The 26,208-nt window shown below is 70.3% G+C and carries 23 protein-coding genes and 2 pseudogenes; 14 read left to right on the top strand and 11 right to left on the bottom strand.

Annotation, left to right across the window (positions count from 1 at the left end; translation table 11 throughout):
- Nucleotides 1–4: 4 nt before the first annotated feature.
- Nucleotides 5–652 carry a response regulator gene (locus RGU41_RS15240; RefSeq protein ID WP_134560427.1) on the bottom strand — a complete coding sequence of 216 codons (648 nt, stop codon included), beginning with the start codon at nucleotides 650–652 and terminating at the stop codon, nucleotides 5–7.
- Between the two features lie 138 nt (nucleotides 653–790).
- A pseudogene (hutH, locus tag RGU41_RS15235) lies at nucleotides 791–2,414 on the bottom strand (histidine ammonia-lyase).
- A gap of 107 nt (nucleotides 2,415–2,521) precedes the next feature.
- On the opposite strand from hutH, the gene RGU41_RS15230 reads away from it, so the two are divergent.
- Nucleotides 2,522–3,304: an IclR family transcriptional regulator gene (locus tag RGU41_RS15230; protein ID WP_134560431.1), complete on the top strand. Its 783-nt coding sequence runs from the start codon at nucleotides 2,522–2,524 to the stop codon at nucleotides 3,302–3,304.
- A gap of 8 nt (nucleotides 3,305–3,312) precedes the next feature.
- On the opposite strand, the gene RGU41_RS15225 is transcribed toward RGU41_RS15230, so the two are convergent.
- The 4 genes from RGU41_RS15225 to RGU41_RS15210 all read right to left on the bottom strand — a co-directional run bounded on the left by RGU41_RS15225 (nucleotide 3,313) and on the right by RGU41_RS15210 (nucleotide 6,358).
- The gene (locus RGU41_RS15225; protein ID WP_134446264.1) at nucleotides 3,313–3,687 is read right to left on the bottom strand and encodes a hypothetical protein; all 375 of its coding nucleotides are present in this window, start codon (nucleotides 3,685–3,687) and stop codon (nucleotides 3,313–3,315) included.
- Nucleotides 3,688–3,865: 178 nt separating this feature from the next.
- A complete protein-coding gene (locus RGU41_RS15220) occupies nucleotides 3,866–5,077 on the bottom strand; it encodes a lytic transglycosylase domain-containing protein (RefSeq protein ID WP_134446265.1) in 1,212 nt (403 codons plus the stop codon).
- 157 nt (nucleotides 5,078–5,234) lie between these two features.
- On the bottom strand, nucleotides 5,235–5,456 hold the full coding sequence (locus RGU41_RS15215; protein WP_322136761.1) for a hypothetical protein: 222 nt from the start codon (nucleotides 5,454–5,456) through the stop codon (nucleotides 5,235–5,237).
- On the bottom strand, nucleotides 5,450–6,358 hold the full coding sequence (locus tag RGU41_RS15210) for an FUSC family protein (protein ID WP_322136760.1): 909 nt from the start codon (nucleotides 6,356–6,358) through the stop codon (nucleotides 5,450–5,452). Before RGU41_RS15210 ends, RGU41_RS15215 begins: the two co-directional genes overlap by 7 nt.
- Before the next feature lie 318 nt (nucleotides 6,359–6,676).
- Between RGU41_RS15210 and RGU41_RS15205 the strand changes: the two are divergent.
- Nucleotides 6,677–8,916, top strand: a pseudogene (locus RGU41_RS15205) (DEAD/DEAH box helicase).
- Between the two features lie 177 nt (nucleotides 8,917–9,093).
- Here RGU41_RS15205 and RGU41_RS15200 read toward each other — a convergent pair.
- Complete coding sequence (locus RGU41_RS15200) at nucleotides 9,094–10,068, bottom strand: EamA family transporter (protein WP_241984972.1); 975 nt, start codon at nucleotides 10,066–10,068, stop codon at nucleotides 9,094–9,096.
- 162 nt (nucleotides 10,069–10,230) lie between these two features.
- On the opposite strand from RGU41_RS15200, the gene RGU41_RS15195 reads away from it, so the two are divergent.
- The 11 genes from RGU41_RS15195 (at nucleotide 10,231) to pip (ending at nucleotide 22,131) form a co-directional block, all read left to right on the top strand.
- A complete protein-coding gene (locus RGU41_RS15195) occupies nucleotides 10,231–10,698 on the top strand; it encodes a hypothetical protein (protein WP_322136759.1) in 468 nt (155 codons plus the stop codon).
- The gene (locus RGU41_RS15190; RefSeq protein WP_322136758.1) at nucleotides 10,698–10,952 is read left to right on the top strand and encodes a hypothetical protein; all 255 of its coding nucleotides are present in this window, start codon (nucleotides 10,698–10,700) and stop codon (nucleotides 10,950–10,952) included. Before RGU41_RS15195 ends, RGU41_RS15190 begins: the two co-directional genes overlap by 1 nt.
- 100 nt (nucleotides 10,953–11,052) lie before the next feature.
- Nucleotides 11,053–11,769 (top strand): YcnI family protein, encoded by a 717-nt coding sequence (locus tag RGU41_RS15185; protein WP_322136757.1) that lies wholly within the window; start codon nucleotides 11,053–11,055, stop codon nucleotides 11,767–11,769.
- Nucleotides 11,770–11,778: 9 nt separating this feature from the next.
- A complete protein-coding gene (locus RGU41_RS15180) occupies nucleotides 11,779–12,408 on the top strand; it encodes a copper resistance protein CopC (protein WP_322136756.1) in 630 nt (209 codons plus the stop codon).
- A 136-nt stretch (nucleotides 12,409–12,544) separates the two neighbouring features.
- The gene (gene recQ / locus RGU41_RS15175; RefSeq protein WP_416172967.1) at nucleotides 12,545–14,602 is read left to right on the top strand and encodes a DNA helicase RecQ; all 2,058 of its coding nucleotides are present in this window, start codon (nucleotides 12,545–12,547) and stop codon (nucleotides 14,600–14,602) included.
- A gap of 225 nt (nucleotides 14,603–14,827) precedes the next feature.
- A complete protein-coding gene (locus RGU41_RS15170) occupies nucleotides 14,828–16,918 on the top strand; it encodes an acyl-CoA dehydrogenase (RefSeq protein WP_134446381.1) in 2,091 nt (696 codons plus the stop codon).
- A gap of 173 nt (nucleotides 16,919–17,091) precedes the next feature.
- Entirely contained in the window at nucleotides 17,092–18,111 is a 1,020-nt protein-coding gene (locus RGU41_RS15165; protein WP_134559208.1) for an ABC transporter ATP-binding protein, read from the top strand.
- Nucleotides 18,108–18,986, top strand: a complete 879-nt coding sequence (locus RGU41_RS15160; RefSeq protein WP_322136755.1) for an ABC transporter permease subunit — start codon at nucleotides 18,108–18,110, stop codon at nucleotides 18,984–18,986. The genes RGU41_RS15165 and RGU41_RS15160 overlap by 4 nt, the downstream gene beginning before the upstream one ends.
- Nucleotides 18,987–19,241: 255 nt before the next feature.
- Nucleotides 19,242–20,402, top strand: a complete 1,161-nt coding sequence (locus RGU41_RS15155; RefSeq protein WP_322136754.1) for a sensor histidine kinase — start codon at nucleotides 19,242–19,244, stop codon at nucleotides 20,400–20,402.
- Between the two features lie 25 nt (nucleotides 20,403–20,427).
- Entirely contained in the window at nucleotides 20,428–21,156 is a 729-nt protein-coding gene (locus RGU41_RS15150; protein WP_134559214.1) for a response regulator, read from the top strand.
- Nucleotides 21,157–21,174: 18 nt separating this feature from the next.
- Nucleotides 21,175–22,131, top strand: a complete 957-nt coding sequence (gene pip / locus RGU41_RS15145; protein WP_134559216.1) for a prolyl aminopeptidase — start codon at nucleotides 21,175–21,177, stop codon at nucleotides 22,129–22,131.
- A 15-nt stretch (nucleotides 22,132–22,146) separates the two neighbouring features.
- Here pip and RGU41_RS15140 read toward each other — a convergent pair whose 3' ends face one another.
- Entirely contained in the window at nucleotides 22,147–22,731 is a 585-nt protein-coding gene (locus tag RGU41_RS15140; protein WP_134559218.1) for an acyltransferase, read from the bottom strand.
- 300 nt (nucleotides 22,732–23,031) lie between these two features.
- Nucleotides 23,032–24,018, bottom strand: coding sequence for a DUF389 domain-containing protein (locus RGU41_RS15135; protein WP_322136753.1), 987 nt, complete (start codon nucleotides 24,016–24,018; stop codon nucleotides 23,032–23,034).
- Nucleotides 24,019–24,161: 143 nt separating this feature from the next.
- Between RGU41_RS15135 and RGU41_RS15130 the strand changes: the two genes are divergently transcribed.
- Complete coding sequence (locus RGU41_RS15130; RefSeq protein WP_134446277.1) at nucleotides 24,162–24,842, top strand: NUDIX domain-containing protein; 681 nt, start codon at nucleotides 24,162–24,164, stop codon at nucleotides 24,840–24,842.
- 139 nt (nucleotides 24,843–24,981) lie between these two features.
- On the opposite strand, the gene RGU41_RS15125 is transcribed toward RGU41_RS15130, so the two are convergent.
- Both RGU41_RS15125 and RGU41_RS15120 read right to left on the bottom strand, forming a co-directional pair.
- The gene (locus tag RGU41_RS15125; RefSeq protein ID WP_134559224.1) at nucleotides 24,982–25,218 is read right to left on the bottom strand and encodes a hypothetical protein; all 237 of its coding nucleotides are present in this window, start codon (nucleotides 25,216–25,218) and stop codon (nucleotides 24,982–24,984) included.
- A gap of 105 nt (nucleotides 25,219–25,323) precedes the next feature.
- The gene (locus RGU41_RS15120; RefSeq protein ID WP_241984974.1) at nucleotides 25,324–26,166 is read right to left on the bottom strand and encodes a sigma-70 family RNA polymerase sigma factor; all 843 of its coding nucleotides are present in this window, start codon (nucleotides 26,164–26,166) and stop codon (nucleotides 25,324–25,326) included.
- Nucleotides 26,167–26,208 lie beyond the last annotated feature (42 nt).

Here is a 26,208-nt window from a genome sequence, read left to right as displayed (position 1 = left end):
TGGACTACGCATGCTCCCGCACCTCCAGGAGGCCCAGTTTCGTCGCGTTGACCACGGCCTGAAGCTGCGAGTGCGCGTCGAGCTTGGCGAGAATCGACTTCACATAGCCGCGGCAGGTGTTTTCGGAGATTCCGAGGATCTGGGCGTTGACCCGAACCTCAGTGCCCTCGGCCATCAGGGCGAGTACGTCCAGCTCGCGACGTGTGAGCGACGTTGACGGCTGTTCCAGGATCCGGGACTGCCGTTGGGTGCTGAGCTGAACCATGAGGGAGGGGTGTAGCGAGAAGGAGCCGATCCGCGCGTGACGGATCGTGTCGACGAGCCCGGCGAGGGACCCATCCTTGGGGAGGAAGGCGCACACGCCGAGCGCCGCCGCCTGCTCGATCACCTCCGGGCTGGGATCGCCGGTGAGCATCACAATCCGGGTCGACGGCCGCTGGGCGAGGATGAGTGCGACGGCGGCGAGTCCGCTGCCGTCCGTCAGGTGGTAATCGAGGACGATGAGATCGGGCTGGAGCTCCCGGCTCAACTCGACGGCTCTTCGTGCGCTCTGGGCTGTCCCAACCGTGCAGAGATCCGGTTCCCGGTTGAGCGCGCCTGCGAGCAGCTCGGTGAACGTGGTGTGGTCGTCGGCGAGCAGGATGCGAATCATTGTTCCCCCGGGTCGGTCGCTGCCCTGTCGGGAACTGGACTACCTGCGTGATCAGGTGATCATCATGGCCTCACCTGGCCGGTTCGTCCATGCGTCGCGATACCCCCGTTCGGGACGAACCGGGCGCCCGTCGAGCACTCAGGCCAGCGGCCCCGTGACGGATGCCGCGGCATCCGCGACCGCGCCCGTCGCGACGATCTGAACGACGGCTTCGATCTCGGGGAGAGGAAGCGGTCGTGCCCCGGACCCTCGACAACGGTGCGGACGAGGTCGCGCACGGCGCCGGTCGCGGCCCCCGGCATGAGCGGCGCGCGCAGGTCGAGCGACCGGGCGGCAGTCATGATCTCGATCGCGAGCACCCGCTCGAGACCGTCGAGGGAGCGGCGGAGCTTGCGGGCTGCGGCCCACCCCATCGAGACGTGGTCCTCCTGCATCGCAGAGGACGGGATCGAGTCGACAGAGGCCGGCACGGCGAGGCGCTTGAGCTCCGAGACGATCCCGGCGGCGGTGTACTGCGCGATCATCAGGCCGGAGTCGACGCCGACCTCGTGCGCGAGGAACGGCGGCAGGCCCTTGTTACGGTGCGCGTCGAGGTGACGGTCGGTGCGGCGCTCGCTCATGCTCGCGACGTCCGCGGCGGCGATCGCGAGGAAGTCGAGCACGTAGCCGACCGGGGCGCCGTGGAAGTTGCCGTTGGACATCACCCGGCCGTCGAGGGTGACCACCGGGTTGTCGACCGCGCTCGCGAGTTCGCGCCCGGCGATCAGGGCGGCGTGGTCTGCGGTGTCGCGGGCTGCGCCGTGCACCTGCGGGGAGCAGCGCAGCGAGTAGGCGTCCTGGACGGTGGGGTCCTCCGGGCCGGCGTGGAAGGCGAGCAGGGGGAGCCCGCGAGGATCGCGCGGAGGTTGCCGGCGCTCGCGGCCTGGCCGAGCTGGGGCCGCAGTGCCTGCAGGTCGGCGGCGAAGGTCGCATCCGTGCCGAGCAGCGCCTCGACGCTCATCGCCGCGGCGATATCGGCGGTCGTGAGGAGTCGGCTCAGGTCGGTCAGGGCGAGGACGAGCATGCCGAGCATGCCGTCGGTGCCGTTGATCAGGGCGAGGCCCTCCTTCTCGGCGAGCACGACCGGGGTGATTCCGGCCGCGGCGAGGGCCTCCCCGCCGCCCATCAGTGTGCCGCTGGCGTCGCGCACCCGGCCCTCGCCCATCACCGCGAGGGCGCAGTGGGCGAGCGGGGCGAGGTCGCCCGAGCAACCGAGCGACCCGTATTCGTGCACGACCGGGGTGATGCCGGCGTTGAGCACGGCGGCATAGGCCTCGGCCGTCGCGGGGCGCACTCCGGTGCGTCCGGTCATCAGGGTCGAGAGCCGCAGCAGCATGAGCGAGCGCACGACCTCGCGTTCGACCTCCGGCCCGCTGCCGGCGGCGTGGGAGCGCACGAGGCTCGCCTGCAGCTGGGCGCGGCGGTCGCTCGTGATGAACGTCGACGCGAGCGCGCCGAAGCCGGTGGAGATGCCGTAGTGCGGATTCACGTCGCTCGCAAGCCCGTCGATGATGGCACGGGTTTCCGCAACGCCGGCGAGCGCGGCCGGATCGAGCACGATGCGCGCGTCGAGGCGGGCGACGGCGACGACGTCGGCGAACGAGACCGCGCCAGCTCCGACGGTGACCGTGGCTGTGGCTGTGGCTGCGGCTGTGATGCGTGTGGCGGTGGATGCTGCGGCCGGGTGGATGCCCGCGGTGACGGATTCTTCGGTGTGGCTCATGTTTCGATTGCACACCCTGCGCGGCCGCCAGGGGACACGGATACACTCGAATCTGTCCGGTATACCGGACATCTGGCGCACGAGGCCGGCAGGAAAGGGGCAACCGGATGGTGGTCACACCGAAGGTCCCTGCCGCCCGGAACACCCTGCGGCTGCTCTCCCACCTTGCCGCCCAGCGAGGTCCGGCCCGGGCGAGCGCGATCGCGACGGCCCTCGACCTGCCGCGGTCGACGGTGTACCAGCTGCTCGCCGTGCTCGTCGAGCAGGGTTTCGTCGTGCACCTCCCCGAGGAACGCCGCTACGGCCTCGGCGTCGCGGCCTTCGAGCTCAGCACCGGATTCTCCCGCCAGCAGCCGCTGTCCCACCTCGGCCGCCCCCTCGTCGCGCAGCTCGTCGACCGGCTCGGCGAGAGCGCGCACCTCGTCGTGCTGCACGGCCGGGACGTGGTCTACCTCGTCGAGGAGCGCGCGCCGCGGCGGCCCTCCCTCGTCACGGATGTCGGCGTCCGCCTCCCGAGCCACCTCACCGCGAGCGGGCGCGCGCTCCTCGCCGCGCTGCCCGCGGCCCAGCTGCGTGCGCTGTATCCGGACAAGGCGGCCTTCGCGCGTCGGCAGGGGGAGGGGCCGGGGCAGGGGCCGCGGAGCTCGTCCGAGCTGCGTGCGCTGCTGGCGACGGTGCGTGCCGACGGCTTCGCCCGCGAGGACGGGGAGATCACGCCGGGGATGGCATCCGTCGCCGTCGCAGTGCGGGACCACGCGGGCTGGCCCGCCGCCGGGATCGCCGTGACCTTCCCCCGCGAGCGGATCGCCGAAGACCTGTGGCCCGCGCTGGCCGCCGAGCTCGCCGGCACCGCCGCGGAACTCTCCCGCCGCATCCACGGCCGTCCGTGACATCCGCCTCAGTGCGCGAACAGGGCGATCAGCAGGGCAACGTAGACGACGACGAAGACGGCCGGTGTCACGAACCGCACCACGTTCACCCACGGCGCCGCCGACAGGATGCGCAGGGTCACGGCTGACGTGCTTCCCACGGCTCGCAGGTCGGCGATGACAGCGAGGGCCTCATTGGCTGCGTTGATCTGCACGAGGGCACCGAGGATCCCGGAGGCCAGGAGCACACCGGCCGCCGCGACCCGCACGCTCGGTGCGGCTTCGGCCAGGCCCAGGGACAGGAAACCCACCAGTGCCGTGAGCAGGAAGGTCGGGGCGACCTGGGACACGATGACGTGCCAGCGGGTCTTGATCCAGAGGTTGACGAGCTCGGATTCGGTCATGCGGGGCTCCACTCCGGTCGCCGCGGACGGGCGACCTGCGTCCATTCTCGCGCGGCGCATGCACCCGCGGGCCCATCGGTCGCAACTGCGGCCGCTGCCGACAACTGTGGCCGGTGCACGGGCACCAGTTGTCCGCATCGGTCACTCCAGGGAGCCCGTAGCGCAGCGGATGCCCGGCTCAGTACCAGCCGACGCTGACCGAATGCGCCCAGGCGCCGCAGGGCGTTCCGTAGACGGCGGCGATGTAGCCGAGGCCCCAGTCGACCTGGGTCGCGGCGTTCGTGCGCCAGTCGGAGCCGGCGGACGCCATCTTGCTTCCCGGTAGCGACTGGGGGATGCCGTACGCCCCGGAGCTCGCGTTGTAGGCGTCGGCCCGCCAGCCGGACTCCTTGTTCCAGAGCGACACCAGGCAGGTGTACTCGTTGCCGCCCCAGCCGCGCGTGCTGACCGCGCCCGCCGCGTACGCCCGGGCCGCAGCCGGAGACGACACGGTTGCGGTCGGGGGAGCCGTGGTCGAGCCCGCGCCTGAGGAGCCGGAACCGGAGGATCCGCTCGACCCTGAGCCGCCCGACCCGCTCGCCGCCGCCGGTTGAGCGGCCGCCGCTGCCGCAGCGGCCTGGGCCGCCGCGCTCGCCGCAGCCGCCCGCGCGGCCTCTTCCTGTTGCTTCTGGTATGCCGCGGCCGCGGCGACGCCGGCCCGGTAGGAGCGCTCCGTCTCGGCCGTCGTGTTCTTCAGGCTCGCGAGCTGGGCGTCGAGCACGTCCGAGCGTGTGCGCTGCTCGGCGAGCTGCGCATCGGCGGCGCGCTGGGCCTCGGCCGCGGCCGCCGCACGATCCTTCGCCTCGACGGCGAGGCGGTCGCGTTCCGTCGACGCCACGGCGGCTTGTTCCTCGAGGCTCTGCACGAGATTGCGTTGCGCGAGCGCCCGGTCGCGGATGCCGGAGGTCAGTTCGCTCAGCCGGGTCGAGGTGCTGAGGGCCGACAGCAGGTCGCTCGCCTGGCCCGGAACCAGGAGCAGGGTGGCGACGGCGTCGCTCGCCCCGGAGCGGTACAGCTGCGCACCCAGAAGCCCGAGCTGGACATCCGCTGTCTGGGCCTTCTCGGTCGCGGTCGCGAGCTGGCGCGCGAGGTCCCCGGCGTGCGCAGCGGCCGCGCGTGATTCTGTGTCGGCGGTGGCGGATGCCGCGCTCGCGGTGATCGCCGCGTCTCCGAGCGTCGCGGCCTGGGTTTCGAGCCCGGTCAGCAGGGTGCCGATCCGGGTCACCTCCGCCTCGGTCGCAGCGGTCGAGGCGCGGGCGGCCTCGACGTCGGCCCAGCTCGGATAGTCGTCGGCCTGGGCGGGAATGGCGACGGTCACGGACGCACCGAGCAGCGCGATGACGGCCGCCATCACGCTCCATGCCCGCACTCGTGATCGCACCTGTCTCCGCCCGCCGTCTACCGAGTGTAGTTCGCGGTCCTTGGACTGTCCCGGCCGGATTCCCGGGCGGATTCCCGGGCGGCGACATCGGGAGGCCGGGTCCGGGCATCCGCCGGAACAGCCCGCATCAGGTCGCGGTCCGGGCCAGTCGAGGGCGGAGGGCGGCGAGGATCCGGGTCAGGTCCAGCGAAATCGCGGTCGCGGCGCCCATCGCCGTCGCGGGAGTGGCGTCGTGCCGGGTGTCCAACTCGGCCGTCAGCTGGGCCACGGCGGTCTCGGCCGTCTCGAATGCGCCAGAGTCCGTCAGGACGGCGTCTCCGTCCCGGCCGGACTCCCACTCGGTCAGCACTGCGGCGACCGCGAGCAGGGCCCGGGCGAGTGGCGGCCTGAGCTCTGGATGCAGTTCGAGGGCGATCGGAGCCCCCAGGCGACCCCGGCGAGTACATCGGTGAGGTCGCGCACGTGGAACGTGACGGTCTCGAGCGCGGCGAGGTCGTCCCGGTCACTGGCCAGGTCGCGCCGGTGGATGCGGGCCCGAGGGTTGCCCTTGCGGCTGTCTTCCGCGTGGAACAGGGCATCGTGAACGTCGCGCACGAGTCTGATGAGTTCGTCGCCGCGGCTCGCCCAGTCGTCGCGTTCGGGCGGCCAGTTCTCGGTGAGGGCCTCGGCCAGGTCGGAGAGGTGGCCGGCGAGCCTGCCGCGGTAGTGCGACAACTGGCGGCCGACCGCGTCGAGGGTCAGGGGCGGCAGGATCAGGAGGTTCACGGCAAGGCCGATCACGATGCCCAGGGACACCTGCTCGAGGTAACCGATCGAGTACCCGTCCGCATTCGGTCCCCCGATGATGAGCACGAACAGGGCCGTCACCGGGATGTACTCCCGGTTCGCGCCGAACACCCCTGTCGCGGCGACGAGCGCGCCCACACCGACGGCCAGCGATATGGTCAGCACGTTCGGACCGCTCACGAGCAGCACCGCACCCGCGAGCACGATCGCGACGAAGAGGCCGCCGAGGGTCTGCAGTGAGTTTCGAACCGAACTCATCAGCGTCGGGTACATGCTGACGAGCGCTCCGAGCGGCGCGTAATAGGGATACTCGTTTGCGACCCCCGGCAGGTATCCGGCGACCGTCCACGCGATGGCCACGGCGAGGGCGGCCTTCGCCGCGGCCAGCAGCCGAGCCGCGGTCAGCTGCGATCCCACCCACCGGGGCGCGTGCCGCACGGTCCGCCGTACGCCCGATCGCGTCATCTCCGTCTCCTTCTGTCACGACACGGTACCTCCCGAACCGGTTCTTCTGCCGGTAGGCGACCGAACCCGGGGTGCCCCGAAACTGGTCCGTGACTTTTGGGGGACTATCCGGTAACGTTGACAGGTCGGCTCTTGACACCGTGTGCATTTGTATGCGCGGATGGGTTTGTAAGTCAGGATGGGCCGGTTTCCCAGTAATCCGCTGGTGAAAAATCACTGTATGTGAACGGCCCCGGCCATAGACTGCCCGGGTTCTCAGGTTGCGATGCATGTGCGTCGTTGTTCTGCCATGTACCCAATACAACCCAGGAATTTTCTATGCCTACGAGCAACAATCCGGCTGTCAGCCGATCCAACAAGAACTTCGACCCGAAGTACGCCGCCAAGGGCGGACCCTCCCGCGGAGGATCCAACAACGGCAGCAAGAGCCCGGGCCACCGCGGCTATCAGGCCGATGCGGGCGCCCCCAAGAAGGCCCGCTGGAACGCCGGCGAACGCGCCGACCGCGCCGCAGGACGCCCCACCAACGACCGCCCGGCCTATGGTGACCGTCCGGCCCGCAGCAATGACCGTCCCGCCTATGGCGACCGTCCCGCCCGCGGCAACGACCGCCCGTCGTACAACAACGACCGTCCGTCGTACAACGGCGCCTCGCGCACCGATCGCCCGACGCACAGCAATACCGATCGCCCCACGTACAACGCCCGCTCTGAGCGTCCGTCGTACAACAGCGACCGTCCCCGCACCGACCGTCCGTCGTACAACAACGACCGTCCGTCCTACGGCGACCGCGCCCCGCGCACCGACCGTCCGGCGTATAACAAGGACCGTCCCTCCTACGGTGACCGTCCGGCCCGCACGGATCGTCCGGCGTACAACAACGACCGTCCCCGCACGGACCGTCCGACCTATAACAACGACCGCCCGTCCTACGGTGACCGTCCGGCCCGCACGGACCGTCCGGCCTACAACAACGACCGTCCCCGTACCGACCGTCCGGCCTACAACAACGACCGCCCGTCCTACGGCGACCGTGCAGCCCGCACCGAGCGTCCCTCCTACGGTGACCGTCCGGCCCGCACTGAGCGTCCCTCGTACGGCGACCGTCCCGAGCGTTCGCACTCCGACCGCCCGTCCTACGGCGACCGTCCGGCCCGCACTGAGCGTCCCTCCTACGGCGACCGCCCCGACCGTGCGGCTCGCACCGAGCGTCCCTCGTACGGCGACCGCCCGGACCGTTCGCACTCCGACCGCAGCAACCGTTCCGCGCACGACGACGGCGGCCACTCCAGCAACTTCTACCCGAGCCGCGACACCAAGGCGCACTTCGCCGCCGGTGACGACGTCGTCCTCGAGCGCCTCGAAGCCATCGCGACGACGGCTGCCGAAGTTGTCGGCGTGACCTTCGGCGACCTGGGCCTGGGCGAGAACATCGTCCGCGAGCTCGGCGCCCTCGGTGCCGCCAGCCCGTTCCCGATCCAGGCCGCGACCATCCCGGACGTGCTCGCCGGGCGCGACGTGCTCGGCCGTGGCAAGACCGGCTCCGGCAAGACGATCGCCTTCGGCGCTCCCTCGTGGAGAAGCTGATGGAGAACAACGGCGCCAAGGACCGCAAGATGGCCCGCAAGCCCCGCGCGCTCATCCTGGCCCCGACCCGCGAGCTCGCGCTGCAGATCGACCGTACCGTGCAGCCCATCGCCCGCAGCGTCGGCCTCTTCACCACCCAGATCTACGGCGGCGTTCCGCAGTACCGCCAGGTCAGCGCCCTCCAGCGCGGCGTGGACATCATCATCGGCACCGCCGGCCGCATCGAGGACCTCATCGAACAGGGTCGCCTCGACCTCAGCGAGGTCGTCGTCACCGTCCTCGACGAAGCCGACTACATGTGCGACCTGGGCTTCCTCGAGCCCGTCCAGCGCATCCTGCGCCAGACCAAGAAGGGCGGCCAGAAGCTGCTCTTCTCGGCAACCCTCGACAAGGGCGTCGCCTCGCTCGTCAAGGAGTTCCTGACGAACCCGGCCGTCCACGAGGTCGCCGGTGAAGACCAGGCCTCCTCCACGATCGACCACAAGGTCCTCGTCATCGAGCACCGCGACAAGAGCGCCATCATCGGCCAGCTCGTCGACCGCCAGGGCAAGACGCTGATCTTCTCCCGCACCCGTGCGTACGCCGAGCAGCTCGCCGAGCAGCTCGAAGACGCCGGCGTGAAGGCGACGAGCCTGCACGGCGACCTGAACCAGGCCCGCCGTACCCGCAACCTGCAGATGCTGACCAGCGGTCGCGTCAACGTGCTGGTGGCGACGGATGTCGCGGCCCGCGGCATCCACGTGGACGACATCGACCTGGTCATCCAGGCCGACGCCCCCGACGAGTACAAGACCTACCTGCACCGCTCCGGTCGTACCGGCCGTGCAGGCAAGTCCGGCACCGTCGTCACGCTGATCCCGAAGCAGCGTCGTCGCCGCATGGACGAGCTCCTCGAGCGCGCCGACATCGAAGCCAGCTTCATGAACGCCGCCCCCGGCGACGCAGCCGTCCGCGAGCTCGCCGGCCTGTAACACCCGCTCCACTCGCACCACCCGCAGGGCACTCACCATCCGGTGGGTGCCCTGCGGCCGTTAACCCCGCCCCCGTGTCCCGCGAGAGTACATTTTGGCCCCTAAAACGCGGTTTTAGGGGCCAAAAATGTACTCTCGCGAGACGGTTCGGGGCGAGGGGTGAGCGGATGCCGCGGGTCAGGCGAGTGCGAGCATCGCGGCCGCCGCGAGCGCAAGACCGAGGCCGACCCACTGCACCGGCGCGATCCGCTCCCTGAGCACGACGGCTGCGAGCAGGATCGTCCCGGCCGGGTACATCGCCGTCAGCACGCTGATCACGCTGAGGTCGCCGATGCGGATCCCGATGAGCAGCAGGAAGTTCGCGGCGACGTCGACGAGACCGCAGACCGCGGCGAGCGTCAGGCCGATCGTGAGGGTGGACCGGGAGCGCCGACCGGTGTGAGCGGGAACCGCGGCCGGGTCTGCTGCGCGAGCCACGGCATCCGTCGCCCCGAAACCGGCGACGGCAACGCCCGTACCGCCGGCCCCCGCGAGCACCCGCCGCCGGCGCGCGGCGACGACGGCGAGCACACCCACGATCGAGAACATGATCGCGGCGTTGACCGCCCGGTTGAGCACGAGCGGTACGAGGCCGCTGTCGTCGGGGGTCAGGTCGATCAGGATCAGGAACGCGCCGATCATGACGCCGGACCCGATCGCCATCAGCACCCCGAGAGTCGTCGGCCGCACCGCGCCCTTCTCCGGCACGAAGCCCACGAGCACGACCGCGACGAGCGCGAGACCGAGGGCGGCGTATCCGACCGGCGCGAGCCGTTCGCCGCCGACGAGGCCGGCGGTCATCGGCACGACCGCCGAGACCACGGCGGTCAGGGGCGAGAGGATGCTCATCGGACCGATCGCGAGGCACGCATACAGGAGGGAGATCGCGATCGCACCGGTCACCCCCGAGAGCGCGCCCCAGAGCACGGCGTCCGGCGACCAGACGCCTCCCACGAACGGCAGGGCGACGAGCAGGACCAGCAGCCCGGAGCTCGCGGCGACCGCGGTGACGAGCACCGAACTGAGCCGCTTGGCCGCGAGGCCGCCGAGAAAGTCGGCGCTCCCGTAGATGAGGGCGCCGGCGAGTCCGACCAGGGCGGTGAGCATAGGCATCCAGCCTAGGCGAGCCGCGCCGCCAGGCCCAGGCTCACGCACCGGGCTCACGCTCACGCACCGGGCGCATGCACCGGGCTCATGCACCGGGCGCATGCACCGGGCACACGCCGGCGATTCCGGCACAGGTATGGTGGGAGCGACACGGCCGGAGGAGGAACGATGACCGCACGCTGGGCACGGTTCGCTCGCGGCTGGTATATCGCAGGTTTCGCGACCTTCGTCGCGGCACTGTCGCACACCCTCGGTGGCGGCGCAGCCCCCGGTCTCCTTCCCGTCGTCATCTCCCTCGCGTTCGCCGGCATCGTCTGCATCGGCCTCGCCGGCCGCGCTGCCTCCCTCTGGCGTACCACGGCGGCCGTGCTCACGAGCCAGCTGATCTTCCACGGCCTGTTCTCCCTCGGCGCATCCGGCGGTTCCCTGCGAACGGATGCCCCGGCCGGCACCCTGCCCGCCCACAGTCACGCGGCGGGTTCCGCCCTGCTCTCGGTGCAGTCGGGCGCGACGACCGCGCCCGGACTGTCCGGCGTCTCCGGACTGTCCGGCGTCCCCGGACTGTCCGGCGCCCACGCAGCCCTGCCGATGGCCAGCATGACCGGCATGTCCGCAGCCCCCTCGACGCGGCCCTGATGTCGCTCGCGCACCTGCTGGCGGCCGTCGTGACGATCGTCGCCCTCCGGCATGGCGAACGTGCGTTCGGCATCCTCGTCGCGGCGGCGCGACTCGTCGTCCGCAGGGTCCTGGTCGCCAGCAGCCTGCCGGTCCGCGCTCGCACGGCGCACCGCGTCCCGGCGCCGACGCTCGTCTTCCTGCCCCGAGACCTCGGGGTGCTCCTGTCCGTGATGCGGCACCGCGGCCCGCCGGAGACCCTGCGTTTCGCCTAGACCAGACCGTTTTGCTTTTCGCTCCGAACCAGGGGCAGTCGCGTGCGCTGCAGCCCGATGCCCCGGTTGTTCGGTGCCGCCAACTATCTAAGGAACCACAGTGACGTTCAAGACCACCGCCCTCGCGGCATCCGCCCTGCTCGCCGGCGGCATTCTCGCCCTTGCCGCGCCGCTCTCCGCGAGCGCCCACATCGACATCGACCCGTCCTCGGCCGCGGCCGGCTCGTACTCCGTGCTGAGCTTCGCGCTCCCGCACGGCTGCGCCGGATCACCCACGACCTCCATCAGCATCGCCATCCCGGAGAGCGTCGTCAGTGTCACGCCGACGGTCAACCCCAACTGGACCGTCGAGAAGACCTCCACTCCGCTCGCGACCCCGCTGACGGACGAGGACGGCACCTCGATCACCGACAGGATCGGCGCCGTCGTCTACACGGCGATCACCCCGATGGCCGACGGCCTGCGCACGACGTTCGACCTCAGCCTGCAGATCCCCACGGATGCGGCCGGCACGACCCTCGAGTTCCCCGTCGTGCAGACCTGTGTCACCGGTTCGACGAACTGGGACGCCCACACCGTCGAGGGTGAGGCCGAACCGGAGCACCCGGCGCCGTCGATCGCCGTCACCGCGGCCGTCGCCTCCGATGAGCACGGCGCTGCCCACACCGACACCACCACCGAAGCGAGCTCCGAATCGGCCGATGCCGCGGCAACCGCCCCCGACGTGCTCGCCCGGGTGCTCGGAGTCGGCGGCCTCGTCGTCGGCGTCGTGGGCCTCGTGCTCGCGATCACCGCCCGTCGCAAGCACTCGGCTTAGGAGAGAACCATGCGAAGCAACCACGTCCGCGACTGGTCCCTGCGCGCGCTCGGTGTCGCGGCCGTGGTTGCCGCGACGCTGGGGTTCTCCGCCGCCCCGGCGTCCGCGCACAACTATCCGGTCGGGTACGCGCCCGCGGAGAACTCGGTCGTGACCGAGCAGCCAGGCCACTTCACCATCACCACCAACGACGCCCTGCTGAACCTAGACGGCACCGGAACCGGCAACGCCATGCGCATCAGCGGTCCGACCTCCGCACCTCTCTATTACGGCGACGGATGCGTCACCCTCTTCGGCCCGAAGCTCGAGACCACGGCCCAGCTCGGCCAGCCGGGGGAGTACACGGTGACCTGGCAGGTCGTCTCGACCGACGGCCACCCGGTCTCGGGCAGCTACACCTTCACCTGGCAGCCCGCCACCGGTCAGGTGCTCGCGCAGGGCCTCGCCGCCGCCCCGACCTGCGGCGCCGCCACCCCCACGGACACCCCAGGTGCCGCCGCCCACGCGTCCGCCGCCCCCGGCGCCGCGCAAAGCGCGGTCGCCCCCACCGACCTGCTCTGGATCGCCGGCGCCGCCGCTGCCGTCATCCTCGCCGTAGCCGCAACCCTCCTCCTCACCCGCCGCCGCCCCACCCCCTAACCCGCCCCACCCCGGCTCGCGAAAGCGGAGAAGTGCCCCTTCCCGCTACGGGAAGGGGCACATTTCGTACTCTCGCGAGACGGGCGGGGTGGGGAAAGCCGGTGAGGGTGTCCGGGGTCGCCGGTAGACTCGCTGGGTGAGTTGGACTGCCGAACTGCCCCGTGAACCGGACGAGTGGGTGCCCGACGACCGCGATGCGCCGGAGGACTACGACGCTCCGCCGCCCCCGGACTACGGAGCGGGCGACGGCCAGGGAAACAGCTCCGACTACGGCTCCCGAGTCGCCCCGGGCGCCGGTGCCGGCGGATCCGGACCCATCCGCACGTCGTTCGCGCAGGCATCCGCCCCGCCCCGGCGCGCCACCGCGAAGTTCGCGACCGCCGCCGAGGCGCTGCGCACGGTGTTCGGCTACGACTCGTTCCGCGGCGAGCAGGCCGCCATCATCGACCAGGTCATCGGGGGCGGCGACGCCGTCGTGCTGATGCCCACCGGCGGCGGCAAGAGCCTCTGCTACCAGATCCCGTCCCTCGTGCGCGAGGGCACCGGCATCGTCATCTCCCCGCTGATCGCGCTCATGCAGGACCAGGTCGACGCCCTCACCGCGGTGGGTGTCCGCGCCGAATTCCTCAACTCGAGCCAGGACTCCGCCGAACGCTCCCGCGTCGAACGCGACTACCTCGCCGGCAACCTCGACCTGCTCTACGTCGCCCCCGAGCGGCTCTCCTCCGAGGCCACCAAGCGCTTCCTCGAGCGCGGCACCATCGCGCTCTTCGCGATCGACGAGGCCCACTGTGTCTCGCAGTGGGGCCACGACTTCCGCCCCGACTATCTCGCCCTGTCCGAACTCGCCGGCCGCTGGCCCGACGTGCCGCGCATCGCGCTCACGGCCACGGCGACGGATGCGACGCACCAGGAACTCACGCAGCGCCTGCAGCTCGAGGGGGCGCGTCACTTCGTCGCGAGCTTCGACCGTCCGAACATCCAGTACCGGATCGTCGCGAAGGCCGAACCGCGCAAGCAGCTGCTCTCCTTCATCAAGACGGAGCACCCGCACGACGCCGGCATCGTCTACGCGCTCAGCCGCAAGAGCGTCGAGGCGACCGCCGAATTCCTGCGCGCCAACGGCCTCAACGCGCTGCCGTACCACGCCGGCCTCGACCAGGCGGTGCGCGCCCGCAACCAGTCCCGGTTCCTCCGCGAGGAGGGCGTGATCATCGTCGCGACCATCGCGTTCGGCATGGGCATCGACAAGCCTGATGTGCGCTTCGTCGCCCACATCGACCTGCCCAAGTCCGTCGAGGGCTACTACCAGGAGACGGGCCGGGCCGGACGTGACGGCCTGCCCTCGATCGGCTGGCTCGCCTACGGCCTGCAGGACGTCGTGCAGCAGCGCCGCATGATCGACGAGTCGCCCGGCGACCTCGCCCACCGCCGCAAGCTCTCCGCGCACCTCGACGCCATGCTGGCCCTCTGCGAGACGGTGCACTGCCGCAGGGTCAACCTGCTGCGCTACTTCGGCCAGGCGAGCGAGCCGTGCGGCAACTGCGACACGTGCCTCGAACCGCCCGTCGGCTGGGATGGCACCGTGCCGGCCCAGAAGCTGCTCTCCACCATCGTGCGCCTGCTGCGCGAGCGCAACCAGCGTTTCGGCGCCGGCCAGATCGTCGACATCCTGCGCGGCAAGACCACACCGCGCACGACTCAGCACCACCACGAACAGCTCGCGACCTGGGGCATCGGCGCCGACCTTTCCGACCAACAGTGGCGCGGCGTCGTCCGTCAGCTGCTCGCCCAGGGCATCCTCGCCACCTCCGGGGAATACGGCACCCTCGTGCTCACCCCGATCGCCACAGAGGTCCTCGCCGGCCATCGCACCGTCGAGCTCCGCAGCGAGCCCGAGCGCGCGGCACGGTCCACCTCCTCCGCCCGCACCGGCGCCGCGAAGGCCGCTGCCGCCGACCTCACCCCGCAGCAGGAGGCGTTGTTCCAGGCGCTCCGGGCCTGGCGCTCGAGCGTGTCCAAGGAGCAGGGCGTGCCCGCGTACATCGTCTTCGGCGACGCGACCCTGATCGCGATCGCGGTCGCGAACCCCGGCGGTATCGGCGACCTCGACGGCATCTTCGGCGTCGGCGCCAAGAAACTCGAGGCCTACGGAGCCGGCGTGCTCGAGGTCGTCGCGGCGGCGGGCGCTTAGGATTACTCGTTCTTGTGCCTAAGGGCACTCGTTCGAGCGCGGCGCCTGTGGAAAGCTACAAGACGGATGCCGGGCGCGGCACCCGCCTTTGTAGCCTCGTCATGCACTATTTCCGGCCGTCGCCGAGCCGCCCTAGTGTGTAGAAAAATTCTGCCTACACGATCTTCCGCGCAGGAAGCTTCCATGCAGGAAACTTCGAGTTCGAGCGAGAACAAAGGACCAATGATGGTTGACACTGCCCAGCGCTCCGCACCCTCCGCACCGGCGACGCCCTCCCCGGCCGCCCCCAAGCCCACCGGCACCTTCACCCCCATCCCCACGATCAACGTCCCGGCGCTCAGCCGCCAGCTGCTCGGCAGCTGGCCGGAGATCCGGATCGAGGCCCGCAAGCTCACCGCACGCCCCGAGCTCCAGGGCGTCCCCGGCCTGTCGATGGCCGAGCACCGGCTGCGCGTGCTCGAGCAGTTGAGACTGCTCGCCGTCGAAGGCCACGTGCACCGTGCCTTCCCGGTGCACCTCGGCGGCGAAGACAACCACGGCGGCAACATCGCCGGGTTCGAAGAGCTCGTCACCGCCGACCCGAGCCTGCAGATCAAGGCCGGCGTGCAGTGGGGCCTCTTCGGCTCCGCCGTGATGCACCTCGGCACCCGCAAGCACCACGACGCCTACCTGCCCGGCATCATGAGCCTCGCCACCCCCGGCGTCTTCGCGATGACCGAAACCGGCCACGGCTCCGACGTCGCGAGCATCGCCACCACGGCGACCTACGACGCCGAGACCCAGGAATTCGTCGTGCACACCCCGTTCCGCGCGGCCTGGAAGGACTACCTCGGCAACGCCGCGAACGACGGCATCGCGGCCGTGCTCTTCGCCCAGCTCATCACGGGCGGCGTGAACCACGGCGTGCACGCCTTCTGGATGCCCCTCCGCGACGAGACCGGTGCGTTCCTGCCCGGCGTCAGCGGCGAGGACGACGGCCTCAAGGGCGGCCTCAACGGCATCGACAACGGTCGGCTCGCCTTCGACAACGTCCGCATCCCCCGCGAGAACCTGCTCAACCGCTACGGCGATGTCGCCGAAGACGGCACGTACTCGAGCGCCATTTCCAGCCCCGGCCGCCGGTTCTTCACGATGCTCGGAACCCTTGTGCAGGGCCGGGTGTCCCTCGACGGGGCCGCGACCCAGGCATCCGCCATGGCCCTCACCATCGCCGTCACCTACGGCAGCCAGCGCCGCCAGTTCACGGCCGGCGGCGAGGCCGAACAGGTCATCCTCGACTACCAGCGCCACCAGCGCCGGCTGCTGCCGCGCATCGCGACGACGTACGCGCAGACCTTCGCCCACGACGAGTTCCTGGTCGCGTTCGACAAGGTCTTCAGCGGCATCGCAGACACGGATGCCGACCGCCAGGACCTGGAAACCCTCGCCGCAGCCCTCAAGCCGCTGTCGACCTGGGCAGCACTGGACACCATCCAGGAGGCCAGGGAGGCCTGCGGCGGCGCCGGCTTCCTCGCCGAGAACCGCCTCGTCGGCCTCCGCGCCGACCTCGACGTCTACGCGACGTTCGAGGGCGACAACACCGTCCTGCTCCAGCTCGTCGCCAAGCGGCTCCTCACCGACTTCAGCCGCAAGTTCGCCGACGCCGGCAGCGGGGTCCTCGCCCGCTATGTCGTGCAGCAGGCCACCGACCGTGCCCTGCACAACACCGGCCTCCGCACTCTCGGCCAGGCCGTCGCCGACTTCGGTTCGACAGCGCGCTCTGTCGGCCAGCTCCGGGAGACGAACGTGCAGCGGGAGCTGCTCACCGACCGGGTCGAGACCATGATCCGCGACATCGCCGGCAAGCTCCGCCCGGCGAGCAAGCTCTCTCCGCAGCAGTCCGCCGACGTGTTCAACGCGCACCAGGACGAACTCATCGAGGCGGCCCGCGCGCACGGCGAGCTCCTCCAGTGGGAGGCATTCACCCGGGCCGTCGAGCACACGACGGATGCCGGCAACAAGCAGGTCCTGACCTGGCTGCGCGACCTGTTCGGGCTCGGACTCGTCGAGAAGCACCTCGCCTGGTACCTGATCAACGGACGCCTGTCCGCCCAGCGCGCCCAGTCGGTCACGGCGTACATCGACCGGATCATCGCCCGCCTGCGCCCCTTCGCCCAGGACCTCGTGGACTCCTTCGGGTACAGCCCCGAGCACCTGCGCGCGAAGATCGCCTCCGGAGCGGAGCAGGAACGCCAGGACGAGGCCCGCGACTACTACACCGCGCTGCGCGCCTCCGGCAACGCCCCGGCAGACGAGAAGGCGCCGCGCAAGAAGTAGCGGCCTGCGCAAACCGGCGCGAGGGCGGGCATCCGTCGTACCGGGGTACTACGCGCCGCGGCCGGTAAGCATCCGTTCGACCGATGTGCCCCGTGAGGCGCCCTGCGTATCGTGAATGCGGGGCCGACGTCCACCGACGCCTGGCCCCGCCAACGATGCGAATGAGGAGACGGATGATTCAGGCACAGTCCCTGACCAAACGCTACGGAAGCAAGGTCGCGGTCGACGCGATCGACTTCACCATCCAGCCCGGAACCGTGACCGGCCTGCTGGGCCCGAACGGCGCAGGCAAGACCACGACGATGCGGATGATCGTCGGCCTCGACCGGCCGGACTCCGGCTCGGTCCTCGTCAACGGCCAGCGCTACCAGGACCTCCGTGCCCCGCTCCGCGAGGTCGGGGTGCTGCTCGACGCGAAGGCGATCCACACGGGCCGCTCGGCGCGCAACCACCTGCTCGCGATGGCCGCGACCCACAACATCCCGAAGAGCCGCGTCGACGACGTGATCGAGCTCACCGGACTCACCTCCGTCGCCCGCAAGCGCGTCGGAGGCTACTCCCTCGGCATGGGACAGCGCCTCGGCATCGCCGCGGCCCTCCTCGGAGACCCGGGCATCCTGATCCTCGACGAACCCGTCAACGGGCTCGACCCCGAGGGCGTGCAGTGGGTGCGCAAGCTGATGCGGCACCTCGCCGGCGAAGGCCGCACCGTGCTGCTCTCCTCACACCTGATGAGTGAGATGGCGCTCACCGCCGACCACATCATCATGCTCGGCCGAGGCCGGGTCATCGCCGACGCCCCCGTCGCCGAGATCATCGGCCAGGCCGGCGGAGCGACCGTCCGCGTGCGCAGCCCGCACGCGACCCGACTCGCCACCCTGCTCGCGCAGGCCGAGGTCACCGTCGTGAACCTCGAACAGGACGTGCTCCAGATCACCGGGATCACGGCCGCCGAGATCGGCGACCAGGCCGCAGCCGCCGGCATCGTGCTGCACGAACTCACGAGCGTCAGCGCCTCCCTCGAGGACGCGTACATGTCCCTCACCCGGAACGAGGTCGAGTACCGCACCGGCGGCACCGGCGACGAGGAATTCGACGACGACGATTCCGACACGACAGACGCCGCAACGGATGCCGCCGCGAACGACGATCCGGACCCGCGCGAGACCGAACTGCAGGAGGCAGCACGATGAGCACCCCCACGATCCTGGTTGCCGGTACCCCGGAAGCCCTCGCCGACATCGGCACGGAATTCGTGCCCGCGACGACACCGGCCGGTCCGCACCTCAGCGCGCTCGGCATCATCCGCTCGGAGTGGATCAAGCTCAGCACCGTTCGCTCGACGATCTGGTGCTTCGCGGTGCTCCTCGTCGTGTCGATGGGGCTCGCCGCGATCATGTCGCTCGCGCTCGACCTCACCGGGACCGACATCACGACGGTTCCGGGCACCGACCAGGCCCGGTTCGTGGCGCAGGCCTCGACCTTCGGCGTGTTCTTCGGCCAGCTCATCGTCGCCGTACTCGGCGCGCTCGCCGTCACCGGCGAGTTCACGACGGGCATGATCCGCTCGACCCTGACCGCGGTGCCGAAGCGCCTGCCGGCCCTGTGGGCCAAGGCCCTCGTGCTGTTCGTCGCGACCTTCGTCGCCGGCCTCGTCAGTAACATCGCGGCTTACGTCGTCACGGCCTCGATCGTCTCCGGCCAGGGCCTGCACGCGAGCCTCTTCGCCCCGGAGGTCATCCTCCCCGTGCTCGGCGGTTCGCTGTACCTGGCCCTCGTCGCGGTCTTCGCACTCGGCATCGGCACGATCGTGCGGAGCGGGGCCGGCAGCATTGCCGTCGCGCTCGGCGTGATCCTGCTCCTCCCGGTCGTACTCCAGATGATCCCGGCCACGTGGGCGAGCGACGTGCTCCCGTACCTGATCTCGTCAGCGGGTATCAGCATGTTCGGCCTCATGCAGTTCGCCAAGGTGCCACTCGACTGGTCGGTCGACCTGATCATCGTCCTCGTCTGGGTTGTCGTGAGCCTCGGCACCGCCGCGGTGCTGCTGAAGCGCCGCGACGCGTAACCGGGCGGCAATGAACAGGACCGAGCAGGCAGGGCCGGCTGCCGGCACCGACCGGTGACCGGCATCCGCCCAGTTCGCAGCAAGTAGAGTCCCAAGCATGACCTCCACCAGTCCCAGCCCCGCCGCGACCCCCTCGCGGACGGGGCTGGCCTGCGTTTACCGACGCCTCCGGGGGTCACCCGCCGGTTCTGGGCGCGGCACCCCTGGTTCGTCGATTCCCTCGTCGCGGCCGTCTACCTCGTCCCGACCGCGATCGTGCTCCTGGTCGACGCGACCCGCCCGGGCGGCGGACCCGCCCCGGTCGCCATCGTCTCGGCGCTGCTCCTCACCGCACTGATTGCCGGAGCGTTGCTCTTCCGCAGGCACGCCCCGCTGCTCGCCCTCGCCATCTCCTGCACGGCGCTGCTCCCGTCGTTCCCGAACCACGGCCAGGGCGACACCCTGCCCGTGATGATCGCCCTCTATGCGGTCGCCGTGTACCGCAACGTGCGCAGCGCCTGGATCGGCCTCGCGGCCGCGGTCGGCATCTCCACCCTCGGTGCCTATTTCGGCTCGGGCAACCCCTTCATCTCCTGGGTGAGCGTCGCCTCGCAGGACGCGGTCCTGCTCATCGTGGCGACCGTGATCGGCGTGAGCGTGGGCGACCGGATGCGCTACGTCGCCTCCCTCGTCAGCCTCGCCGCCCAGCTCGCCCACGACCGCGACCGGCAGGCCCAGCTCGCCCGCAGCTCCGAACGCGCCCGGATCGCCCGCGAACTGCACGACATCGTCGCCCACAGCCTCTCGGTCATGGTCGCGCTCGCCGACGGCGCGGACGCCCTCGCGGTCCGCGACCCCGAACGCTCCCGCGCCGCGATGCGTGAGGTCGCCTCCACCGGCCGCGGCTCGATGGCCGAGATGCGCAGGCTCCTCGGCGTGCTCGGCGACGACGACGAGACGGCGGATGCCGCGGCATCCGCCCCCGGGCAGGCCGCACCAGGGCCAGGGGCCGGCACCACGACGGCCACGGCAACGACCACCGCGACCACCGCCCCGCTCGCCCCGCAGCCCGGCGCCGACCAGCTCGTCGACCTCGTGGACTCCTTCCGTTCCGCGGGGCTCCCGGCCCGGCTCGAGCTGAGCGGGCGCGTGCCCGGCAGCCCCGGCGTGCAGCTCACGATCTACCGGGTCGTGCAGGAATCCCTGACCAATGCCCTGCGCTACGCGTCGCAACCGAGCATCGTCTCGGTGCGGCTCTCCTCGTCGCCCGACCGGGTCGAGGTCGTCATCGACGACGACGGCCACGCGCGGGCCCCCAGCCGAGCGTGGGCGGCCGGCGCGGCATCATCGGCCTCGGCGAGCGGGTCGCGCTCTACGGCGGTACCCTCGAGGCCGGCCCGATCCGCGGCGGCGGCTGGCGGGTGCGCGCGACGATGAGTCTCGACGAGGGGCAGGCCTCCGCATGACCGGTCTCCACGACCCGGCTCCCCACGACCACACGCTGGCTCCGACCCGGATCATGCTCGTCGACGACCAGGCCCTGCTCCGGATGGGGTTCCGGATGGTGCTCGAGGCCGAGGATGACTTCACCGTCGTCGCCGAGGCCGGCGACGGCGCCGCGGCCGTGCGGCTCGCCGCGAGCATGCTGCCCGACGTCATCCTGATGGACGTGCGGATGCCCGGCGTCGACGGGATCGAGGCTACCCGGCTGATCACCGCGGCGCACCCCGGGATCCGGATCATCATCCTCACGACGTTCGACCTCGACGAGTATGCGTTCGGCGGTCTCAAGGCCGGCGCCCGCGGCTTCCTGCTCAAAGACGCCCAACCGAGCGAACTGACCGCCGCGATCCGGGCGGTCGCCTCGGGGGAGGCATCCGTGTCGCCCCGGGTCACGCGCCGGATGCTCGAGTTGTTCGGGTCCAGGCTCCCCGCCGAGGGGACGGGCGGCTCCGAGACCGGCGAGGACCCCGAAGCGGATGCCGCGCGCATCGACGTGCTGACCGACCGGGAACGAGAGGTCTTCTTCGCCATCGCCGAGGGCCTCTCCAACACCGAGCTCGCCGAGCGCTTCTTCCTCTCCGAGTCCACGGTGAAGACCCACGTCGGCCGGATTCTGCAGAAACTCGGCCTCCGCGACCGGGTGCACATCGTCATCCTCGCCTACGAGCAGGGCCTGACCCGTCCCTGAACGCCGTAGGCTCGGGAGATGCGCACCTTCTACCCCGACCTGGAACCCTACGAAACCGGGATGCTCGAGGTCGGTGACGGCCAGTCCATCTACTGGGAGGCATCCGGCAACCCGGACGGCAAGCCGGCGGTCTACCTGCACGGCGGTCCCGGCGGCGGATCGAGCCCCCAGCAGCGCCGCGTGTTCGACCCGGAGAAGTACCGCATCATCCTCTTCGACCAGCGCGGCTGCGGCAAGAGCACCCCGCACGCGAGCACAGCGGATGCCGACCTCAGCGCGAACACGACGTGGCACCTGGTCGCCGACATCGAACGACTGCGCGAGCACCTCGGCATCGACCGCTGGCAGGTCTGCGGTGGATCCTGGGGCAGTTCCCTCGGCCTCGCCTACGCCGAAACCCACCCGGAGCGGGTGACCGAGCTCATCCTGCGCGGCATCTTCACCCTGCGGCCCGTCGAGCTCGACTGGTTCTACGAGGGCGGTGCCGCGGCGATCTACCCCGACCTGTGGGAGGGTTTCCTCGCGCCGGTCCCCGTCGACGAGCGCGGCAAGCTCATCGAGGCCTACGGCCGCCTGCTGCACGACCCCGACCGCTACGTGCGGGAGCGCGCCGGCGTTGCCTGGTCGACGTGGGAATCGTCGACGATCACGCTGCTGCAGCAGCCCGCGACGATCGCCCGGTTCACCGAGCCCGACTTCGCGGTCGCGTTCGCGCGCATCGAGAACCACTACTTCCGCAACCTCGGCTGGTTCGAGCCCGGGCAGCTGATCCGTGACGCCGGCCGGCTGAGCGAGATCCCCGGCGTCATCGTGCAGGGCCGCTACGACATGTGCACTCCGGCGTTCACCGCCTGGGAACTGCACAAGAACTGGCCGGAGGCCGACTTCCGCATGATTCCAGACGCCGGGCACTCCTTCGAGGAACCCGGCAACCTCGACGCGATCATCGAGGCGACCGACCGCTTCGCCGCCTGAACCGCGCGGGGCGGCTCACTCGAGCGTGAGCTGCCCGTCGTGCTGCCGGTAGCGCTCACCGGTGACGGGGCAAACCCATACGCCGTCGCCGACGTGCTCGAGGGTCGCGCCGCTACGGCCGACCCAGCCCACCCGCTCGGCGGGGACCCCGACCATGAGCGCGAAGTCGGGCACATTCGCGGTCACGATCGCGCCGGCGGCCACCATCGCCCAGCGCCCGATCGTCAGCGGGGCGAGGCACACAGCGTGTGCCCCGACAGAGGCCCCTGTCCGCACGGTGACGCCCAGCGTCGACCGCTCACTGACCGGCCTGGCCGAGCCGTCGGCATTGATCGCACGGGGGTGCGGGTCGTTCGTGAACACGGCCGCCGCCCCGACGAAGACCCCGTCCTCGAGCAGCGCGGGTTCGTAGACGACCGCGTATTCCTGCACGATGCAGTTGCGGCCCACCACAACGCCGGGTCCGACGTACGCGCCGCGGCCGAGAATGCTGCCCGGTCCGATCCGGGCGTACTCGCGCACCCGCACCAGGTCGGCGATGAGTGCGCCCGCGCCGATGACCGCGCTCGGGTCGACTTCAGCGGGATCGGTGACGTTCATCGCGGGCCCGTCGTCACTGCGGTGGCGCCCGGAGCGGTGGCGCCCGGTGTGCCGCGACGCGAATCGCGTGCGCTGGTCGTGCCGCGCGGGCGCATGGCCGCGTGTGAGGCGGTGGATCGGGGTCGACGGGGTAGTCGATGCGATGAGGTCGTATTCACGGCAGTCCCTGTGCTCGGGTGTACAGGAGGAAGCGGACGGTACGAGGAACGGATGCGTCGTGGCCGCCGTTCCCGGCGGTCACGAACGGAACGTACCCCGCAACTGCCGCGACACGCTAGTACCCCTCGGGGGGGACATCCGTTAATTTGCGAGCTTCACCGAGTAAATGGGGACGAGGTTGACCGTGACCTTCCTCGTGTCCACGCCCGCGGCATCCAGCAGCGCCTTGAGGGTCGCCGTATCGGGCACCGGGAGCGGGCCTTCGAGGCGGATGTAGACGTCGGCGTCCCGTGTGCTCACGGTGTCGACCTCCCAGCCGACCGACTGCGCCCAGGTCTCCGCGACCCGATGGACGCCCTGCTCGACGATGGCGCGCGCACTGATGCCGATGCTGGTGATCGCGAGCGGCACGCCGATCACGAGGAACATGACGGTGAGCAGGGCGATGGTGCGGCCCATTCCCCGGTGCGGTTCACCCGCCAGGGGGTCGCGCGCGAGCCGGGTCACCCCGTAGACCGACATCACGACAACGCCCGTCCCGATGATGGCCACGACATTGGTCACGAAGAGCAGCAGGGCGCCGAGCGACTGGGCGACGGAGCCGGACTCGAGGGCGAGGCCCGCAACGGTGAGCGGCGGGACGAGCGAGATCGCGATCGCAACGCCGGGCAGGGTGTCCGAGATGTCCTTGCGCACGAGTGCGACCGACCCGACAAGGCCGGTGCCGAGCGCCGCGAGCAGGTCGATGAGGCCGGGCGTGACCCGGGCGGAGACCTGTGCGTTCGTCTCCGCGAGCACGTCGTTGACGACGAGGAAGCCGACCAGGTACCCGATCGCGACCGCCGTCGCGGCGCCTGTGACGACCAGGAGCAGCGATCGGAGCAGGTTCGCCCGGTCTCCGATCACCGTCGCGAGCATGGTGCCCATGATCGGCGTCATCAGTGGGGCGACGATCATCGCCCCGATCACGGTCGCCGTGGAGTCGCCGACGATCCCGGCCGAGGCAATGACCGCGGACAGAACGAGCAGCATCCAGAAGCGGCTGTAGCGGGTGCGCACGTCCGGGCCGTCGAAGAACACCGACGCGCGCATGTTCGCGACGGTGTTGAAGCGGGCCTCATCCAGCACGGTGCCGCCCTCCCGCTGTCGCGAGGCCTGGCATGCGGGACGTCGGTGGGGGCATGCAGTGATCCTAGGGAGAATCCCGGGTCAGCGGCAGGGGCACTTCGCTCGATGGTGTCGCCTGGGCGCATCACCGTACGTTTGTAGTCATGACTTCTCTTCCGACCCTTCCCCTGCCCGGCCGGCCCGGCGAGGACACCCCGGACGGCCGGGGCAGAACCGGCCTGGATCGGGTCGGAGCCGACCTGCACGGGAACCCTGACGTCACCGTGGACCGCGTGGAGGTGACCTCCGACGGCTGGCACGTTCTGCGCCGCACCACCTTCCGGTACCGCGGACGCAACGGGAAGCAGACCAGCCAGCAGCGCGAAACCTACGATCGCGGCAACGGTGCCACGATCCTGCTCTACGACCCGGATCGCAGGACGGTCCTGCTGACGCGCCAGTTCCGGTATCCCGCCTACGTCAACGATCACCCCGACGGCATGCTCATCGAAACCGCGGCCGGCCTTCTCGACGAGGACTCGCCCGAGGTCGCGATCCGGAGGGAGACGAGCGAGGAGCTCGGCGTGACGGTCGGGGAGCTGCGGCACGTGTTCGATCTCTACATGAGCCCGGGTTCGGTCACCGAGCGCGTGCACTTCTACGTCGCCGCCTACGGCCCTTCCGACCGGGTGTCGGCAGGAGGCGGCCTCCCCGAGGAGGGCGAGGAGATCGAAGTCCTCGAGATCCCCTCCGGTGAAGCCCTGGCCATGGTCGCCGACGGCCGCATCGTCGACGGCAAGACCGTGCTCCTCCTGCAGTGGGCCGCCCTGGCCGGCCTTCTCTGACTCGCTCGGCGACTCTGGGCGGATGCCGGTTGCAGCAGGGGCGCATGCCGCCGAGCGTCGTCCGTTCATCATCCGCGGGCGTCCGTTCCAGCAGTCCGTCGTCCGCGTTCTGGAGTCAGGTTCGAACGCTATCCAACGGTCACGCCCCTGGGATTTCGGCAAACTCCTTCTTCGCTGAGGTGTACCAATCCATCGACTGCTTCGGATGCCTCCAACGAGCTTTCATCTCATTGTGGGCTTGCTCATGAGTGGCGTCTCCGGCTTTGACCGCGTCCTTGAGATGGCGGTTCTGGGCCTTGATGACGTCATCGGCGGTCTCGCCGTGCAGCGGTTGATCGCACGGTCCACCCAGCTGGCGGCAGGTCATGGTCTTCATCGATTCGGGTCCTCACTGTAAAGGCGGTCCCCGTTTGAGGCCCGCTATCTATATGACGATCGATCGGCTCCAAGTGTGACCGCTGCCGTGGTGGACGGTCGCAGGTCAATCTCGGCTCGCTCCCGCTTCACGCCGGATGATGTGTTCCAGGACCTCCGGGTCTGCGCGGAAGTCGATTCGAGACACGACGCCGTCGAGGACCGTGAAGTCAAACGCAACACGGGGGGAACCGCGATGAAACCATGCGGCCCCGGCGCGCCCGTCAACAAAGACGGGGAGAGCGGCCTTGGCTGCGCCGTTGAACATCGTTGCCACCGCTGTCCGCCCTTCGATCCGCGACGGGGTCCCCGCCGCTATGGCCGCGTCATCGCCGACGACCACTACGTTCGGTGCCAGCAGCTTGAGGAGTTGCTCGAAATCGCCTTGCCGCGAGGCGGCGAGGAATGCGTCCACGACTTTCCAGTCGGCGCGGCCGTGCTCCTGGCCCTGCGGGCGGATCTTGCTTCGCGCCCTCGAAGCGAGCTTGCGTGCAGCGGCTGGAGTGCTCCCGAGGATTGCGGCGATCGTGGGAAAGTCAATGCTGAAGCTGTCGTGAAGGACGAACGCGACACGCTCCGTAGGCGTGAGGCGGTCCAACACCACCTGGAGGGCGATCCCGACCGTGTCGGCGAGGGCGAGCTCATCCGCTGGATCGGCGGTTCGCGACGGGGACTCGAGGTCGTCAACGAGAATGGGTTTCTCGACGCGCAGTCTGTCCAGGCACAGCCGTGTCGTGACCGTGGTCAGCCAGGCCGGCAGATTGTCGATCACGGCCTCTGTGGCGTGAAGCCGCAGCCAGGCCTGCTGGACGATGTCTTCGGCTTCCGCGCCATCGCGCAGGATGCGTCCGGCAATACGCAACAGCCGGGGACGCTCTCGCTCGAAAACTGCTGTCTCGTCCATGATCATCACGCTTTCAGTGGAGGTCTCATGTTATGGCTGACCTGTGGG

It is taken from the genome of Cryobacterium sp. 10C3, from assembly GCF_034314285.1.
GTDB lineage: Bacteria > Actinomycetota > Actinomycetes > Actinomycetales > Microbacteriaceae > Cryobacterium > Cryobacterium glucosi.
Note: the sequence above shows the minus strand (reverse complement) of the source record. Positions and strands in the feature narration are given on the sequence as shown.

What these genes read in the sequence shown, in the direction of transcription:
- RGU41_RS15225 (WP_134446264.1), bottom strand. Translation starts at nt 3,687, where the DNA reads ATGACCGAATCCGAGCTCGTCAACCTCTGGATCAAGACCCGCTGGCAC.
- RGU41_RS15120 (WP_241984974.1), bottom strand. Translation starts at nt 26,166, where the DNA reads ATGATCATGGACGAGACAGCAGTTTTCGAGCGAGAGCGTCCCCGGCTG.
- RGU41_RS15195 (WP_322136759.1), top strand. Translation starts at nt 10,231, where the DNA reads ATGACCGCACGCTGGGCACGGTTCGCTCGCGGCTGGTATATCGCAGGT.
- RGU41_RS15170 (WP_134446381.1), top strand. Translation starts at nt 14,828, where the DNA reads ATGGTTGACACTGCCCAGCGCTCCGCACCCTCCGCACCGGCGACGCCC.
- pip (WP_134559216.1), top strand. Translation starts at nt 21,175, where the DNA reads ATGCGCACCTTCTACCCCGACCTGGAACCCTACGAAACCGGGATGCTC.
- RGU41_RS15180 (WP_322136756.1), top strand. Translation starts at nt 11,779, where the DNA reads ATGCGAAGCAACCACGTCCGCGACTGGTCCCTGCGCGCGCTCGGTGTC.
- RGU41_RS15190 (WP_322136758.1), top strand. Translation starts at nt 10,698, where the DNA reads ATGTCGCTCGCGCACCTGCTGGCGGCCGTCGTGACGATCGTCGCCCTC.
- RGU41_RS15140 (WP_134559218.1), bottom strand. Translation starts at nt 22,731, where the DNA reads ATGAACGTCACCGATCCCGCTGAAGTCGACCCGAGCGCGGTCATCGGC.
- RGU41_RS15150 (WP_134559214.1), top strand. Translation starts at nt 20,428, where the DNA reads ATGACCGGTCTCCACGACCCGGCTCCCCACGACCACACGCTGGCTCCG.
- RGU41_RS15165 (WP_134559208.1), top strand. Translation starts at nt 17,092, where the DNA reads ATGATTCAGGCACAGTCCCTGACCAAACGCTACGGAAGCAAGGTCGCG.
- RGU41_RS15130 (WP_134446277.1), top strand. Translation starts at nt 24,162, where the DNA reads ATGACTTCTCTTCCGACCCTTCCCCTGCCCGGCCGGCCCGGCGAGGAC.
- RGU41_RS15210 (WP_322136760.1), bottom strand. Translation starts at nt 6,358, where the DNA reads ATGACGCGATCGGGCGTACGGCGGACCGTGCGGCACGCGCCCCGGTGG.
- RGU41_RS15125 (WP_134559224.1), bottom strand. Translation starts at nt 25,218, where the DNA reads ATGAAGACCATGACCTGCCGCCAGCTGGGTGGACCGTGCGATCAACCG.
- RGU41_RS15160 (WP_322136755.1), top strand. Translation starts at nt 18,108, where the DNA reads ATGAGCACCCCCACGATCCTGGTTGCCGGTACCCCGGAAGCCCTCGCC.
- RGU41_RS15200 (WP_241984972.1), bottom strand. Translation starts at nt 10,068, where the DNA reads ATGCCTATGCTCACCGCCCTGGTCGGACTCGCCGGCGCCCTCATCTAC.
- RGU41_RS15230 (WP_134560431.1), top strand. Translation starts at nt 2,522, where the DNA reads ATGGTGGTCACACCGAAGGTCCCTGCCGCCCGGAACACCCTGCGGCTG.
- RGU41_RS15220 (WP_134446265.1), bottom strand. Translation starts at nt 5,077, where the DNA reads ATGGCGGCCGTCATCGCGCTGCTCGGTGCGTCCGTGACCGTCGCCATT.
- RGU41_RS15240 (WP_134560427.1), bottom strand. Translation starts at nt 652, where the DNA reads ATGATTCGCATCCTGCTCGCCGACGACCACACCACGTTCACCGAGCTG.